The 14,622-nt window shown below is 55.8% G+C and carries 13 protein-coding genes; 10 read left to right on the forward strand and 3 right to left on the reverse strand.

Annotated elements, in window-relative coordinates; all coding sequences use genetic code 11:
• Positions 1 to 13 precede the first annotated feature (13 nt).
• Together DT594_RS10570 and DT594_RS10575 are read left to right on the forward strand one after the other, a co-directional pair.
• A complete protein-coding gene (locus DT594_RS10570; protein WP_096347179.1) occupies positions 14 to 688 on the forward strand; it encodes a heavy metal response regulator transcription factor in 675 nt (224 codons plus the stop codon).
• Positions 685 to 2,091 (forward strand): heavy metal sensor histidine kinase, encoded by a 1,407-nt coding sequence (locus DT594_RS10575; protein ID WP_096347178.1) that lies wholly within the window; start codon positions 685 to 687, stop codon positions 2,089 to 2,091. Before DT594_RS10570 ends, DT594_RS10575 begins: the two co-directional genes overlap by 4 nt.
• A gap of 175 nt (positions 2,092 to 2,266) precedes the next feature.
• On the opposite strand, the gene DT594_RS10580 is transcribed toward DT594_RS10575, so the two are convergent.
• From DT594_RS10580 to cadR, 3 genes are all read right to left on the reverse strand, one after another.
• Positions 2,267 to 2,911: a DsbA family protein gene (locus DT594_RS10580; protein WP_096347177.1), complete on the reverse strand. Its 645-nt coding sequence runs from the start codon at positions 2,909 to 2,911 to the stop codon at positions 2,267 to 2,269.
• Positions 2,908 to 3,348, reverse strand: coding sequence for a disulfide bond formation protein B (locus DT594_RS10585; protein ID WP_096347176.1), 441 nt, complete (start codon positions 3,346 to 3,348; stop codon positions 2,908 to 2,910). Before DT594_RS10585 ends, DT594_RS10580 begins: the two co-directional genes overlap by 4 nt.
• Before the next feature lie 86 nt (positions 3,349 to 3,434).
• Complete coding sequence (cadR, locus tag DT594_RS10590) at positions 3,435 to 3,887, reverse strand: Cd(II)/Pb(II)-responsive transcriptional regulator (protein ID WP_096347175.1); 453 nt, start codon at positions 3,885 to 3,887, stop codon at positions 3,435 to 3,437.
• Between the two features lie 82 nt (positions 3,888 to 3,969).
• Between cadR and DT594_RS10595 the strand changes: the two genes are divergently transcribed.
• The 8 genes from DT594_RS10595 to DT594_RS10630 all read left to right on the forward strand — a co-directional run bounded on the left by DT594_RS10595 (position 3,970) and on the right by DT594_RS10630 (position 14,540).
• Positions 3,970 to 6,201 (forward strand): heavy metal translocating P-type ATPase, encoded by a 2,232-nt coding sequence (locus tag DT594_RS10595; protein ID WP_096347174.1) that lies wholly within the window; start codon positions 3,970 to 3,972, stop codon positions 6,199 to 6,201.
• A 30-nt stretch (positions 6,202 to 6,231) separates the two neighbouring features.
• Positions 6,232 to 6,327 (forward strand): DUF3703 domain-containing protein, encoded by a 96-nt coding sequence (locus DT594_RS10600; protein ID WP_096347173.1) that lies wholly within the window; start codon positions 6,232 to 6,234, stop codon positions 6,325 to 6,327.
• A complete protein-coding gene (locus tag DT594_RS10605) occupies positions 6,297 to 7,277 on the forward strand; it encodes an arsenic resistance protein (protein ID WP_178091473.1) in 981 nt (326 codons plus the stop codon). The genes DT594_RS10600 and DT594_RS10605 overlap by 31 nt, the downstream gene beginning before the upstream one ends.
• 630 nt (positions 7,278 to 7,907) lie before the next feature.
• The gene (locus DT594_RS10610) at positions 7,908 to 9,161 is read left to right on the forward strand and encodes a TolC family protein (RefSeq protein ID WP_096347171.1); all 1,254 of its coding nucleotides are present in this window, start codon (positions 7,908 to 7,910) and stop codon (positions 9,159 to 9,161) included.
• Entirely contained in the window at positions 9,158 to 10,615 is a 1,458-nt protein-coding gene (locus DT594_RS10615; protein WP_096347170.1) for an efflux RND transporter periplasmic adaptor subunit, read from the forward strand. The genes DT594_RS10610 and DT594_RS10615 overlap by 4 nt, the downstream gene beginning before the upstream one ends.
• Positions 10,612 to 13,767, forward strand: a complete 3,156-nt coding sequence (locus DT594_RS10620) for an efflux RND transporter permease subunit (protein ID WP_096347169.1) — start codon at positions 10,612 to 10,614, stop codon at positions 13,765 to 13,767. Before DT594_RS10615 ends, DT594_RS10620 begins: the two co-directional genes overlap by 4 nt.
• Positions 13,764 to 14,120 (forward strand): copper-binding protein, encoded by a 357-nt coding sequence (locus DT594_RS10625; RefSeq protein WP_096347168.1) that lies wholly within the window; start codon positions 13,764 to 13,766, stop codon positions 14,118 to 14,120. Before DT594_RS10620 ends, DT594_RS10625 begins: the two co-directional genes overlap by 4 nt.
• Positions 14,121 to 14,255: 135 nt before the next feature.
• Entirely contained in the window at positions 14,256 to 14,540 is a 285-nt protein-coding gene (locus DT594_RS10630; RefSeq protein WP_096347167.1) for a hypothetical protein, read from the forward strand.
• Positions 14,541 to 14,622: the final 82 nt, after the last annotated feature.

Here is a 14,622-nt window from a genome sequence, read left to right on the forward strand (position 1 = left end):
AAAGGTCGTTACAATGCGTATCCTTATTATTGAGGACGAGCCCAAAGCCGCAGACTATCTACATCAGGGTCTGAGCGAAAGTGGCTATGTAGTAGATAAGGCCTCGAATGGCGTAGATGGACTTCACTTGGTGAACCAGCATAACTATGACTTGGTCATACTTGACGTCAATCTACCTGAAATCGATGGCTGGGATGTTCTCAAGTATATTCGGGGCCGCAGCGGCACGCGCGTTATCATGCTCACGGCACGAGGCCGGCTGGCTGACAAAATAAAGGGCCTGGATCTGGGAGCCGACGACTACTTAGTCAAGCCTTTTGAGTTTCCCGAGTTACTCGCCCGCATCCGCACCTTGCTTAGACGTAGCGAGCAGATGCCCGTACCCTCGGTATTAAAGGTAAGCGATCTGGAGCTGGATCCTGCCAGACACCGCGCATTTCGAGGACCTCAACGTATCGATCTTACCAGCAAAGAGTTTGCTCTTTTACACTTGCTGATGAGAAGGTCTGGTGAAGTACTATCACGCACTCAGATTATTTCTTTAGTATGGGATATGAACTTTGATTGCGACACTAATGTTGTTGAAGTTTCTATACGCAGACTGCGTGCAAAGATAGACGAGCCCTTTGATATAAAATTAATCCATACCATAAGAGGCGTTGGCTATGTTCTTGAGGACAGAGGATGAAGCCGCCGAGTTTATCTCTGCGCCTGGGACTTTCAGTCAGCCTTATGGGTGCGGCATTGATCGTCATCTTGGCCGCGTTAACCTATGCTGTACTTGACCATCAACTCGACTCAATAGCCAAAAACAATCTGGATGGCAAACTAGGACAAGTTGAACACAGCCTGAACGCGGACATGACCGCTCACGCACTTCTGCAGCATCCGCATGCGCTGCTGGATATGGTCATGGGGCACGACAATTTAAGTCTGAATATAGCCACGTTACAGCCTCGCTCCACAGTACTGCTTGCGCTTGGAGACAAGTCAGCCGCTCGATATCTTTCGGGCATCCCTGTGTCGGACAATAGTAGATTGACCGAGTGGTCCGATGCTGAGGGCGTTGATTACCTTACCGTCTCGAAAATAATCTCGCTTAAGGACGGCAACGCGGTAAAAGTATTGTTGACCGTCGATAGATCCGAAGACAGCACATTACTTGAGATGTACCTTAAATCCGCCTTATTATTTTTACCTGCACTTTTAGCGCTGATTGGCTTTGGCGCGTGGTGGATTGTGCAAAGGGGCCTTGCGCCCTTGAGACGTTTCCGGCATATCGCATCACTCGTATCCACTCAAGACCTCACGCACCGAATATCCGTAGATAAGCTACCCCAGGAACTGAGTGAATTGGCACATGCCATCAATTTTATGCTCCATCGACTTGATGACGGCGTTCAGCAGCTTTCACAGTTCTCTGATGATCTCGCCCACGAACTGCGGTCACCTATCGCCAACCTGATGGGCAAAGCCCAAGTGACGCTGTCCAAGAAACGCCCGCCAGAAGAATATAAAGCGGTGCTTGAATGCTGTACCGAGGAACTGGAGCGCGTCTCTCGAATCGTATCTGACATGCTGTTTTTGGCGCAGACGAACCACCCAGCCACCCTGATACCTTTCGAGCCGATTCGGCTGGAACAGGAGGTTGCCCGCCTGACTGATCTTTTTAGTATTCCAGCGGAAGAAAAGCAGATCAGACTCAATATCAATGGCATGGGCACTATCCTTGGTGATCGGCTGATGATCCAGCGCGCAATATCCAACCTGCTGTCCAACGCCATCAGGCATAGCCCAACGGAATCAGATGTGCATCTAACGATAGAAAGGCGACAGGAGATTATTTCTTTGTCGGTATCCAACCCAGGCGAAGGAATTGCTGCCGAACATCTTCCGCATTTATTTGAGCGTTTTTACAGAGTTGACCCAAGCCGTTCCCGCTCCGAAGGCGGAACCGGTCTTGGGCTGGCAATCATTTGCTCCATCATGAGTTTACATGGCGGTTCTGCCGAAGTGAGCAGCACCCCAGGAGGGATTACCGTTTTTAGCCTTAACTTTCCGATAGTCGAACAGAAACAGCCTGTCAAATAGCAAAATAGGAGATCTTTGCCCATCTCCTCAATGTACTGCAGCGTTGAGCTTCCAGATCGGAGCGTTAAGGCTGAACAGGCCAGCCATTGAGCCAGCACTTTGATCCCAAAATGAGCGCCGCCAGTGCCGAACGAAGAGTTCCGACAGCGCGGCGCGCGTTCACGCTCGTTTGATGTTAACGCACGTTTTCTAGCTCACTTTCCACCAGTTCCAACAACGGCCCCGGACCAAACTCGGTCAGGAGTTTCCCGTTGACGTAGAACGTGGGCGTGCCTTGAATTCCAACCTCTTGTACATCAGCTGCATCTTTGGCCAGGATTTCATCGATAGCTGACGAATTCATACTGGCGCGCGCCTTCTCGATATCCAGCCCGGCTGCTGCAGCTGCTTCCCAGGCTTTCTGCGCTGTCGCGTCGTCATGCCACAACGGTTGTGCTTCCAGTACTGCGGCCAATACCGGCTCGTACAACCCCTGCATGCGTGCCGTCTCCAATAGACGCACTGCCTCTTCTGAACCTTGGTGAAAGAGTACGTAGCGCACGACCAGACGCACGTCCTTAGGGTACTTCTCCATAATCTGTTTTACGTAGGGATAAAATGCCCGACAGCTCTCACACGAAGGATCGAAAAACTCGACGATAGTGACCGGCGCATTGATTGGCCCGAGTGATGGTGAATGAAAACGTACCAGCGAGCCGGTCGTCTGGGTGACTGTCGGCGCATCCTGTGGCGCAGAGGAGCGCTGATAAAGCAGTGCTGCAGCAACAAATCCGGCAATGATGACTGCGCTGATGGTCAGTACAAGGGCACGTCTGTTCATACAAGGGCTCTCCGGCGAATCATGGCAAGAAGCAGGACAATGGCGGTAAAAACCGCCAGTGAAAGCAACGGCAGCGGCACGCTACCGAAGATCAGCATATCGGCGCCGGAACACGAGGTCCCGGCGCTGCATGGTTTTAGCGCCTCCGGAATCACCCCGACGAAAACCAGGCTGTGATACAGGGCGAACCCCCAGCCGATAACGGTCAGCGGCAGCGCGTATAGCCAAACGGTGAAATCAGCCCGATAGCACGCGATAGTCAACATGACTGCGAGCGGAAACATGAAAATCCGCTGGAACCAGCACAGCACACACGGGGTTTTGCCCATGACTTCGCCAATAAACAGCGCGGCTAAAGTCGCTGCAACTGCCAGTAGCCAGGCGGCGAGCAATAATCCCCAGCGGTTCGCGTCACGTATAGACTCCTTAGAACTCATCTATTCATCCTTTTACTTGATAACGGGACCTAGCCTGCCGATGCAGAAACTGCGGCACGCTGACCAGCAATCACTGCAACTGATTGTTAGTGACGGTGGCTTTTCCCCACGTGGGAGTGATTACTTTCTGCAGGCGCATTCACGCCGCCTGAGGTAGTCAGGCGCTGAAGTATCCCACACGCCTCTGCCCCGCGCCCAAAAGCGCAGCGGTGACGCAGGTCAACCAATTGTTGGTGCAATGCGAGCAGACTTTTAATACGCGAATCTACATGCTGGATGTGTTCGTCAACTAAACGATCAACATCCCCACAGTTTTCTCTCGGCTGATCCATCAGCGCCAGCAAGCTTCTGATTTCGTCCAGCGTCATGTCTAGTGTTCGGCAGTTACGAATAAACGTTAGTTTCTCAAGATGCTCACTGGTGTAAAGCCGATAATTATTCTCGCTGCGCGCCGGAGCAGGCAACAGCCCTTCATGCTCGTAATAGCGAATCGTTTCAACCTGACAATCAGTAAGCTTGGCCAGCTCTCCAATTTTCATGACCTACCTCTTCGATAAACGCTTGACCCTGTAGCGGCTTCAGGGTGTTCACTTAGCATACATGATCAACGAGGATACCCACATGACTGGCTGCTGCGATAACGCCCACAAAACTCAAGCAGTTATGCAAAGCGACTGTTGTGACACCAGCGAAGCAGTGAAACGTTCCTCTGCGGCCGCCTCAACCGTGGGTACATCTACCGGCTCCACTGAAGGCCAAACCCGCATCAGAATCGACCAGATGGACTGCCCCACAGAAGAAAAGCTGATCCGCGACAAGCTGGCGTCAATATCGGGTGTCACGGAGCTGGGGTTCAACCTGCTTCAACGCGTACTTACCGTCAGGCACTCTGCAAGTGCACTGCCAGGAGTACTTGCCGCAATTCGGGACCTGGGCTTCACTCCTGTGGTTGAGGGATCAGCAACGGCCAACGAAGAGGTGCAAGCTGCCCCCCACAAGAAGGCCTGGTGGCCTTTGGCGTTATCAGGTGTGGCCGCCGTATCGTCCGAACTGCTGCACTTCGCCGAGTTGGCACCAGAATGGGTTGTGGCTGGCGTTGCGCTGCTAGCCATATTGCTTTGTGGGCTGACAACCTACAAGAAGGGCTGGATCGCCCTGAAGAACCGTAACCTGAACATCAATGCGCTTATGAGTATCGCGGTGACCGGCGCGTTGCTGATAGGACAATGGCCTGAAGCAGCCATGGTCATGTTTCTCTTTGCTGTCGCCGAACTGATTGAAGCCAGATCGCTTGATCGAGCGCGCAATGCCATACGCGGGCTGATGGATTTGACGCCTGAGCAGGCCACGGTGAAGCAGTCCGACGGCACATGGCTGGAAGTCGACGTAAAAACCGTTGCCGTGGGAGCGGTGCTCAGGGTTCGGCCTGGCGAGCGCATCGGACTCGATGGTGAGGTCACTTCCGGCCACTCCACCATTAACCAGGCGCCCATTACCGGGGAGAGCCTGCCGGTAGAGAAAGCCCCCGGCGACACGGTTTTTGCCGGGACCATCAACCAAAGCGGTTCACTGGAGTACCGAGCGTTCGCCGTCGCTGCTGATACGACGCTGGCCCGCATCATTCATGCGGTTGAAGAGGCACAGGGCTCACGTGCACCGACCCAGCGCTTTGTCGATCAGTTCGCCAAGGTGTACACGCCGGTGGTATTTCTGTTTGCGCTGGCTATCGCCATCGTCCCCCCGCTGTTTATGGCCGAAGCCTGGTACGACTGGATCTACCGCGCCCTGGTATTGCTGGTCGTCGCTTGCCCTTGCGCATTGGTCATTTCGACACCCGTCACCATCGTCAGCGGCCTGGCTGCCGCAGCGCGTAAAGGCATTCTGATCAAAGGCGGTGTGTATCTTGAAATCGGTGGCAAGCTTGGCTTCCTGGCTCTCGACAAAACCGGAACCATTACCCACGGCAAGCCTGTACAGACCGATTACATCCCCTTGATCGAACAGGACTCGGAGCGCTATCGCGCCCAAGCAGTCACCCTGGCCAGCCGGTCTGATCATCCGGTTTCATTAGCGATAGCCAAGCATGCCCATGATACCGCGCTGACATTTTCAGCTGTGGATGGATTCGAAGCTCTGCCGGGACGAGGTGTACGGGGCAACATTGGGGGCGAGGACTTTCACCTGGGTAATCACCGCCTGGTGGAAGAGCTTGGCCTCTGCTCACCAGAGCTCGAAGCATTACTGGAGCCACTCGAACGCCAGGGCAAAACGGTGGTAGTACTGTGCGATGCGCAGCGTGCCGTGGCCCTGTTCGCCGTTGCCGACACCGTCAAAGACTCCAGTCGTCAGGCAATCGAGGAGCTTCACGCGTTGGGAGTGAAGACAACCATGCTGACCGGCGATAATCCGTACACCGCTGAGGCCATCGCCAAGCAGGTGGGGATTGACGAGGCGCGCGGCAACCTCCTCCCGGTCGACAAGTTACAAGCCGTTGAAGCACTGCAAGCACGCGGCTATGTTGTCGGCATGGTCGGCGACGGCATCAACGATGCGCCAGCCCTGGCGAAGTCTGAAATTGGTTTTGCCATGGCTGCCGCTGGTTCCGACACGGCCATCGAAACTGCCGATGTAGCCTTGATGGATGACGACCTACGCAAAATCCCGTCCTTCATCCGTCTGTCTCAGCAAACCGCAGCCATCCTCAAGCAAAACATCATTCTGGCGCTGGGGTTCAAGGCACTGTTTCTCGCCATTACGCTATCGGGCCACGCCACCATGTGGATGGCGGTATTTGCTGATATGGGCGTCAGTTTGTTGGTAGTGTTCAATGGCCTGCGTCTCCTTAAAAAATAGAACAGGAAAGCTGGAGATGCCTTTCAATGGTTGGCGCGTGCACATATTCTGACTCAACGCCAACCCCTAACGCATGTCAGATTACACAGGGTGATGTGTCTCCTGAGCAAAGGAAAAACTGCTTGAATCGCTTAACACTCGAACGTCGCCAAGTATGGATCTACCTGTCAGCTATCCTTGGCGGTTTGCTAGTAGGCAGCACGTGGGCCAACACCAGCCGCTTCTTTGAGATGCTGCTTTGGCCAACGCTGATACTGCTGCTCTATACAACCTTCCTGCAGGTACCACTGCTGCATCTTCGTGATGCAATACGGGACGGAAGGTTCGTCATAACCGTATTGGTGGGAAACTTCATCGTCCTGCCGGTCGTGGCTTGGCTGTTGGTGCAATGGCTACCCGCTGATCCCGCGTTGCGGCTCGGGGTTCTGCTTGTACTCTTGGTACCATGCACCGATTGGTTTATCACCTTTAGCCAGTTGGGGCATGGCAACGTGCCTCGCGCAATAGCGGTGACACCCATCAACCTTCTTTTGCAGCTGCTGCTACTGCCATTTTATCTGTGGCTCATGCTGGGATCCGACCTTTCGGCAGCCTTGGCACCGGCCGACATCTGGCCCGCATGGGTTGTGGTTCTTGCACCGCTCGCCGCCGCCGCACTGTCAGAACGCTGGATTGACGCCCGGGCAGAGCGAGAGGTCTTTCGCAACAGCCTGGCCTGGTGGCCAGTGCCATTACTTGCGCTGGTAGTCTTTCTGATCGCGGGTGCTCAGGTGGGCGCAGTGCAGGGTGCGCTGAGGTTGCTTCCGTTGATTGTGCCTTTATTCGTGGTCTTCCTGCTGTTGGCCGCACTGATCGCCAAAGGGTTAGCCAAGCTCATGGCGCTGCCCGCCGATCAAAGCCGCACTCTTGCCTTCAGTTTGGGCACACGCAACTCCTTTGTGGTGCTACCCTTTGCTCTGTCGCTGCCGGCTGGCTGGGAAGTGACTGCCGTTGTGATCGTAGTGCAATCGTTAGTTGAGCTCTTCGGGATGGTGTTTTACCTGTGGTGGGTTCCCGGCAAACTTTTCAAGGGATAAACAGAGAAACGCGCCGCTCTTGCAGCGCGCCCAGATCGAATAACCATGAAAGCGCAAAACTGACATAAATGTAATCTTCAATCCAGCTGTGCGTCAGCGAGGTCTGCTACTATTATGGCATTACCTTGAGGGAGAAAGGGAAGGCAGAGCCGGTTGCACCCCGTTTCGCTTTCCAATAGCCTGAGCCTATGATGACCTGTCGGAATGTATTTATCGTTCTGCTTATGATTCTTGTGCTTCCTGTCAGCGGGATGGCACAAACCATGACGTTTGACACGCGGCATGCTATGAGCCCGTCGGCCATGGCGTCCAGCGACGCTGCTTCGGAACTGGATACGTCTGAGCATGATTGCTGTGATCCAGATGCGCTTGGGTCAGTCTGCGAAAACGGGCAGGAATGTAAAACCAGCAGTTTGCTCCAACTCGCGCTCGGCAAGGTCGTATCGCCAGCGCTCTCCCCTCGCCCTTCCGCCCTCCTCCCTGGTCGGGCCCCGACTCGCGCGCCTGATGTTGTCTGGCACCCTCCGCGCAGCTGATTTTGTTTGTGTCCCCTAGTGTCGCCTGAGCTGTAGGAACAGGCGGTTTAGGCATGTCTCTGGCATGCGCTAGAACATCAACGGAATCAAATTCATGAATCAGCGCAATCACGGAACGCGTCTATACGCGGCCGCGCTGCTTTTTGGCCTGGTGGCAACACCAGGCTTGTCAGCAGCACTGACCCTTGCAGAAGCCATTGATCTGGCAGAGCGCCAAGCCCCTTCCCTGGGTGCGCGCAGCGCGAACCTGCAAGCAGCCCAAGACTCGGTCACGCCCGCTGGCGAACTGCCGGACCCCAGGCTGAAACTGGGCGTTCAGAATCTGCCTATCGAAGGTGAGTCCCGACTGCGATTGGGTGCAGAGGCGATGACCATGCAGATGGTCGGCGTCATGCAGGAGGTCCCCAACCGTGCCAAACGCCGTGCACGCGTGGAAAGCGCCGAAGCCACCGTAACATTGGCCCGGGTGCAGCAGAGGGTCGAGCGGCTCAAGGTCCGCCAGATGACCGCCGAGGCCTGGATTACCACCCTGGCTGCCGAGCGCAAGCTGACAATTTTTAACCAGCTCTACGCCGAAAATCGGCTTTTGGCTCAAGCGGTCAAGGCGAAAATCGCCGGCGCTGGCGGACTCTCGAGCGATAGCGTATTGCCCAGGCAGGAAGCCGCGCTCTTGGCCGAACAGGAAGATCTCCTGGCCCGCAATGAAGCGGTTGCCCGGGCCGAGCTTCAACGCTGGATCGGCGAGGCTGCAACCCAGCCACTGCAGGGCGACTGGCCGGAATGGCGAAGCAGCCCCGAGCGTTATCTAAACAACTTTCCCCGCCACCCGGAGCTACTGGAATTTGGCCCGATGACCAGCCGAGCCGAAGCCCAGATTGCCGAGGCCATTTCGGAAAAAACACCCGACTGGGCCTGGGGCGTGGACTACCAGAATAGAGCAAGCGGCTTTGGCGACATGATCAGCCTCAACCTCAGCTTCGATCTGCCGGTTTTCGCAGGATCCAGACAGGATCCGAAGATCAGCGCTGAGCGCGCGCGTTTGGAGGGGCTGGAAGCCGAGCGCCAGGATCGGCTGCGTCAGCTCAGGCAGGAGCTGTCAGCAGACCTTGCCGAGTTCCAACGTCTGGAACGGGCGCTGGATCGTACCGAAGAAACGCTGCTGCCTCTCGCCGATGAAAAAGTCCATTTGGCCATGGCCGATTACCGTTCAGGCAAAGGTGAACTGACTGCGGTGATTAAAGCGCGCGAGGAGTTGGTAGAAATGCACCTGCGTCTTGTCGATCTAGCCCGTGACCGCTCGCTAACCAACGCCCGCTTACATTTCTCTTTTGGAGACACCCAGCCATGACACTTCAGATCAAGCGACTGGCGCTACTGATTGGCCTGCCCATGTTTATAACGAGCACTGTAGCTGCGAGCCTCTCAGTTGTGGCAAGCAGCACTCACGCTCAGTCTGCCGAGCAGACCGAGAAAGAAGTGCTGTATTGGTACGATCCTATGTATCCGCAGCAACGCTTTGACGCACCTGGCCCATCGCCGTTCATGGACATGGACCTGGTGCCTCGTTATGCCGATGAAGGGGGGGATGGTGCTTCCATGCTCATCGATCCTACAGTGATACAGAATCTGGGCATGCGGGTCACTCCGGTTACCCGAGAATCCATCAGCCAGACCGTCGAAGCGGTAGGCACGCTGGGTTACGATGAGCGTGACGTAGCCATTGTCCAGGCACGCAGCGCCGGCTTTGTCGAGAAAGTCTACGACCTGGCCCCAGACGACGTGATCCCAGAAAATGCGCCACTGGCCGACCTTTTCTTCCCCCAATGGTCGGCCGCACAGGAGGAATATCTGGCATTGCGTGGCATGGGCGAGCCGCAATTACTGGCTGCTGCTCGTCAGCGTCTGCGTATTGCCGGCATGCCACCCGAACACATTGCAGCGCTGGAGCGCAGCGGCAAGGCAAGCCCGAGCTGGACCATTACCAGCCCTATCGGCGGGGTACTTCGTTCGCTTGATGTCCGAGAGGGTATGACGCTGCCTGCGGGCGCATCCCTTGCCCGCATCAATGGCTTGGAAAAGGTCTGGCTGGATGTTGCCGTCCCTGAAGCGCAGGTCAGGAACCTGAAGGTAGGGCAAAAGGTCGAGGCCAAACTGCCTGCATACCCGGGCGAAAGCCTGGAAGGGATTATCGAGGCGATCTTACCCCAGGCCAACCTGGATAGCCGAACCGTTCGGGTTCGAGTCGTGTTACCCAATTCCAATCAACTCCTGCGCCCCGGCATGACCGCCGACGTGACCTTGAGCCGTGACGAAGACGAAGCCCTGGTGGTACCCACTGAAGCACTGATCAGAACAGGTAGGCGCACCCTGGTTATGGTCGCCGAGGGTGAGGGCAAGTTCAGGCCAGTAGAAGTCAGGGTCGGGCGCGAAACCGATTTCAAGACAGAGGTGTTGTCGGGTCTTGAGGAGGGCCAACGCGTGGTTGCGTCCGGGCAGTTCCTGCTTGATTCCGAAGCCAGCCTGCGCGGACTGACCACCGAACCAGAGCAATCGCCAGAAGACACCGGACCGGCCTTGCACGAGGCCGAGGGCACCATCCTGAGTATAGAAGATGGCATGGTCAATTTGTCTCACGGTCCATTCAAGACATTGAACATGCCGGGCATGACGATGGCATTTCCGATCGCAGACCCGGTCCTCCTGGAAGGACTCAAAGAAGGTGAGCGGGTACAGGTAGGCGTCAGCGAAAGCGATGAAGGTCTTGTTATCGAGCGGATCGAGCAACTCGGAGATCAGCCATGATTGCCAACATCATTCGATGGTCAGTCGCAAACCGGTTTCTGGTATTGCTGGCGACGCTGTTTTCGGTCGCCTGGGGCATATGGTCGATCCAGAACACCGCCGTTGATGCGCTGCCTGACCTGTCCGACGTTCAGGTCATCATCCGCACACCCTATGCCGGGCAGGCGCCGCAGATTGTTGAAAATCAGGTCACCTACCCGCTGGCGACGACCATGCTGTCGGTTCCCGGGGCGAAGACCGTGCGGGGCTATTCATTCTTCGGCGACAGCTATGTGTATGTTCTTTTCGAGGACGATACAGACCTGTACTGGGCGCGATCGCGGGTGCTCGAGTACCTCAGCCAGGTGCAGAGCCGGCTTCCCGAAGGCGCTGCGCCAGCGCTGGGCCCTGACGCCACCGGAGTAGGCTGGATCTATCAGTACGCTCTGGTGGATCGCACCGGCCAGCACGACCTTGCTCAATTGCGGTCGCTGCAGGATTGGTTCCTGCGTTACGAGCTGAAAACCCTCCCCAATGTTGCAGAGGTCGCGCCGATCGGAGGTATGGTTAAGCAGTACCAAGTAGTGCTGGATCCGATAAGGATGGCCAGTCAGCAGATCACTCAGCAGCAGATCAGGCAGGCGGTTGAAGAGGCCAACCAAGAGACGGGCGGAAGCGTACTGGAGCTTGCCGAAACCGAATTTATGGTTCGCGCCTCGGGCTATCTCTCATCACTGAAAGATTTCCGTACCATTCCGCTCGGCTTGGGCGCTACTGGCACGCCGATAACACTTGGCGATGTCGCGCATATTCAATTGGGACCGGAGATGCGCCGGGGGATTGCCGAGCTGGACGGCGAAGGCGAGGTAGTCGGTGGCGTGGTGATCTTGCGCAGCGGAAAAAATGCCCGCGAAACGATCACCGCAGTGCAGGCCAAGCTTGAAGAGCTGAAGAAGAGCCTCCCTGATGGAATTGAGGTGATCACTACCTATGACCGCAGCAAGCTGATTGACAGCGCCGTTTCCAACCTCAGTTTTAAGCTTCTGGAAGAATTCATTGTTGTCGCGCTGGTGTGCGCCCTGTTCCTCTGGCACCTGCGTTCATCGCTGGTAGCGATTGTCTCTTTGCCGGTGGGTATCCTGATCGCCTTCATCATCATGCAGCGGCAGGGGGTGAACGCCAACATCATGTCCCTGGGGGGAATCGCGATCGCCATCGGCGCCATGGTCGACGCTGCGATTGTGATGATCGAAAATGCCCATAAACACATAGAAGCCTGGCACAAGAAAAATCTGGGCAAGAAACTTGAGGGCGCCGAGCACTGGAAAGTTATCACCAATGCAGCTACCGAAGTCGGTCCGGCACTGTTCTTCAGCCTGCTTATCATCACCTTGTCGTTTATTCCGGTTTTCACACTGGAAGCCCAGGAGGGCCGGCTATTCGGCCCGCTTGCCTTCACCAAGACCTATGCCATGGCGGCAGCCGCAGGGCTGTCGGTCACCCTGGTTCCGGTACTGATGGGTTATTGGATCCGCGGCAAGATTCCCGACGAGCATCGCAATCCAATCAATCGCGGACTCATCTGGATATATCAGCCGGCTCTCGAAGCCGTGCTCCGTTGGCCGAAAACTACCATCGTGATCGCATTGGTTATTTTTCTGACGGCACTTTGGCCGATCTCCCGGCTGGGTGGGGAGTTTCTGCCGCCACTGGATGAGGGTGACCTGCTGTACATGCCAACGGCGTTACCCGGTCTGTCTGTTCAGAAAGCATCGGAACTGCTGCAGCAGACCGACCGCATGATCAAAAGCGTGCCTGAAGTAAAACGCGTTTTCGGCAAGGCGGGTCGTGCCGACACTGCGACCGATCCGGCACCGCTGACCATGTTCGAGACCACCATCCAGTTCAAGCCCCGGGACCAATGGCGTCCGGGAATGACGCCTGAAAAACTGGTAAAAGAACTCGACAAGGCAGTGCAGGTGCCTGGGCTGGCCAACCTGTGGATACCGCCAATTCGCAACCGTATCGATATGCTGGCCACCGGCATCAAGAGTCCAATCGGGGTCAAGGTGTACGGCTCGGACCTGGTACAGATTGACAAGGCCACGCAAGCGGTCGAGCGCATCGCCAAGACGGTTCCAGGCGTAAGTTCGGCTGTCGCCGAGCGACTCACCGGTGGACGCTATATCGATGTCGACATTGACCGCAGCGCGGCTGCACGTTACGGGCTGAACATTTCCGAAGTGCAGTCGATCGTGGCGGGCGCCGTCGGCGGTGCCAACATTGGCGAAACCGTAGAAGGGCTGGCTCGTTATCCCATCAGTTTGCGCTACCCGCGCGAATGGCGTGATTCATTGACCGACTTGCGCAACCTGCCGATCTACACACCCGAGGGAAGTCAGATCACCCTCGGAACGGTGGCACAGGTCAGTGTGACGGATGGTCCGCCGATGCTTAAGAGCGAAAATGCCCGTCTTACTGGCTGGGTTTACATAGACGTACGCGATCGCGACATGGCTGCGGTGGTGAACGACCTGCGTACCAGAATCGACAGCGACGTGCCCCTGGAATCAGGCATGAGCATTAGTTACTCCGGCCAGTTCGAGTTTATGGAGCGCGCCAATGCCAAACTGAAGATGGTGGTGCCGGCTACGCTACTAATCATTTTTGTGCTGCTTTACCTCATTTTCAACCGGTTCAGCGAAGCCTTACTGATCATGGCGACGCTGCCATTCGCTCTGACTGGCGGTGTCTGGTTCCTCTACCTGCTTGATTACAACCTGTCGGTAGCAACTGGCGTGGGATTCATTGCGCTGGCAGGCGTATCGGCCGAGTTTGGCGTGATCATGCTCTTATACCTGACCAATGCCTGGAGCGAGCGGGTGAATGCAGGGCGTACGGACCGACCGGCACTCCTTGAAGCAATTCGTGAGGGCGCCGTGCAGCGCGTAAGGCCCAAGGCGATGACCGTGGCAGTCATCATAGCTGGCCTGCTTCCAATCCTGCTTGGCAGCGGTACCGGTAGTGAAATCATGAGCCGTATTGCTGCACCAATGGTAGGGGGCATGATTACCGCCCCGCTTCTGTCCCTGTTCGTACTCCCGGCGGCTTATCTCCTGATGAGACGCCGGTCCATTAAGCAAGCCAAACCACAATCTGGAGATTCACTATGAAAGCCAAACTGGCACTCGTTCTCGCCCTCGCACTGACTCCAGCAGCCTTTGCTGAAGAGATGAAAGGTATGGACATGAAGCACAGCATGCCTATGGACAATATGAAGATGGAGCAAACGGATACCGCTGCGCAGAGCGCAAAGGCGACAGGTACCGTGCGCAACATCAAGCTGGATAAAGGTACTGTCACTATCGCCCACGGGCCCGTACCAGAACTTGAATGGCCCGCTATGACCATGGGGTTCAAGGCAACGCCTGAACAGCTTGAGGAGCTCAGCGAAGGGGACGAGATCGAGTTTGAATTCACCTCACAAGGGATGAATTCTACCATCACTTCGATCAAGCAACTTTAACCAGCGCCCATGGTTATCGACCCTTGTGGTGCGGTAGCCATGCTGACTATGCCTTACTCATTTGTAAGCCTTCCAACAGCTTCCTGTCAGCCTCATACGGTTAATCTGCATACATTCCCAACAATGAGGTGACACATGAAAAAGCTAACTTTAACTAAAATGATTATTCCCCTGGCCTTGGCGATCGCGTCTTCATTTGCAATGGCGGAAGACGGCAGTGATTACGCGCTGAGTAGTGCACCCCGAGCGCAAGCGGCAAAAATGGTGCCACCGTCAACGCACCAAAATTCCTATTTTGTTGGGGCGGCTGACGCAGGCACTCTGCAAAAAGCAGAGAATCCACGCATGAAATGCGAGATGATGACGAAAGTTTGCGCTGGGAAGATGCACGCTATGGGGAACCCGGCAGCAAACAAGTAATGTCGCCGAGAATTTGATGCAGCCGGAGCTATCCTTGCTCTATCGCAGGATGGCTCCGTTGCGTATGGTTCCATGCCCCAAG

It is taken from the genome of Halopseudomonas laoshanensis (genome assembly GCF_008365385.1).
Lineage (GTDB): Bacteria > Pseudomonadota > Gammaproteobacteria > Pseudomonadales > Pseudomonadaceae > Halopseudomonas > Halopseudomonas laoshanensis.

Coding starts and splice junctions, on each gene's coding strand:
- DT594_RS10595 (WP_096347174.1), top strand. CDS start 3,970: ATGACTGGCTGCTGCGATAACGCCCACAAAACTCAAGCAGTTATGCAA.
- DT594_RS10575 (WP_096347178.1), top strand. CDS start 685: ATGAAGCCGCCGAGTTTATCTCTGCGCCTGGGACTTTCAGTCAGCCTT.
- DT594_RS10630 (WP_096347167.1), top strand. CDS start 14,256: ATGAAAAAGCTAACTTTAACTAAAATGATTATTCCCCTGGCCTTGGCG.
- DT594_RS10620 (WP_096347169.1), top strand. CDS start 10,612: ATGATTGCCAACATCATTCGATGGTCAGTCGCAAACCGGTTTCTGGTA.
- DT594_RS10580 (WP_096347177.1), bottom strand. CDS start 2,911: ATGAACAGACGTGCCCTTGTACTGACCATCAGCGCAGTCATCATTGCC.
- DT594_RS10625 (WP_096347168.1), top strand. CDS start 13,764: ATGAAAGCCAAACTGGCACTCGTTCTCGCCCTCGCACTGACTCCAGCA.
- DT594_RS10585 (WP_096347176.1), bottom strand. CDS start 3,348: ATGAGTTCTAAGGAGTCTATACGTGACGCGAACCGCTGGGGATTATTG.
- DT594_RS10610 (WP_096347171.1), top strand. CDS start 7,908: ATGAATCAGCGCAATCACGGAACGCGTCTATACGCGGCCGCGCTGCTT.
- DT594_RS10615 (WP_096347170.1), top strand. CDS start 9,158: ATGACACTTCAGATCAAGCGACTGGCGCTACTGATTGGCCTGCCCATG.
- DT594_RS10570 (WP_096347179.1), top strand. CDS start 14: ATGCGTATCCTTATTATTGAGGACGAGCCCAAAGCCGCAGACTATCTA.
- cadR (WP_096347175.1), bottom strand. CDS start 3,887: ATGAAAATTGGAGAGCTGGCCAAGCTTACTGATTGTCAGGTTGAAACG.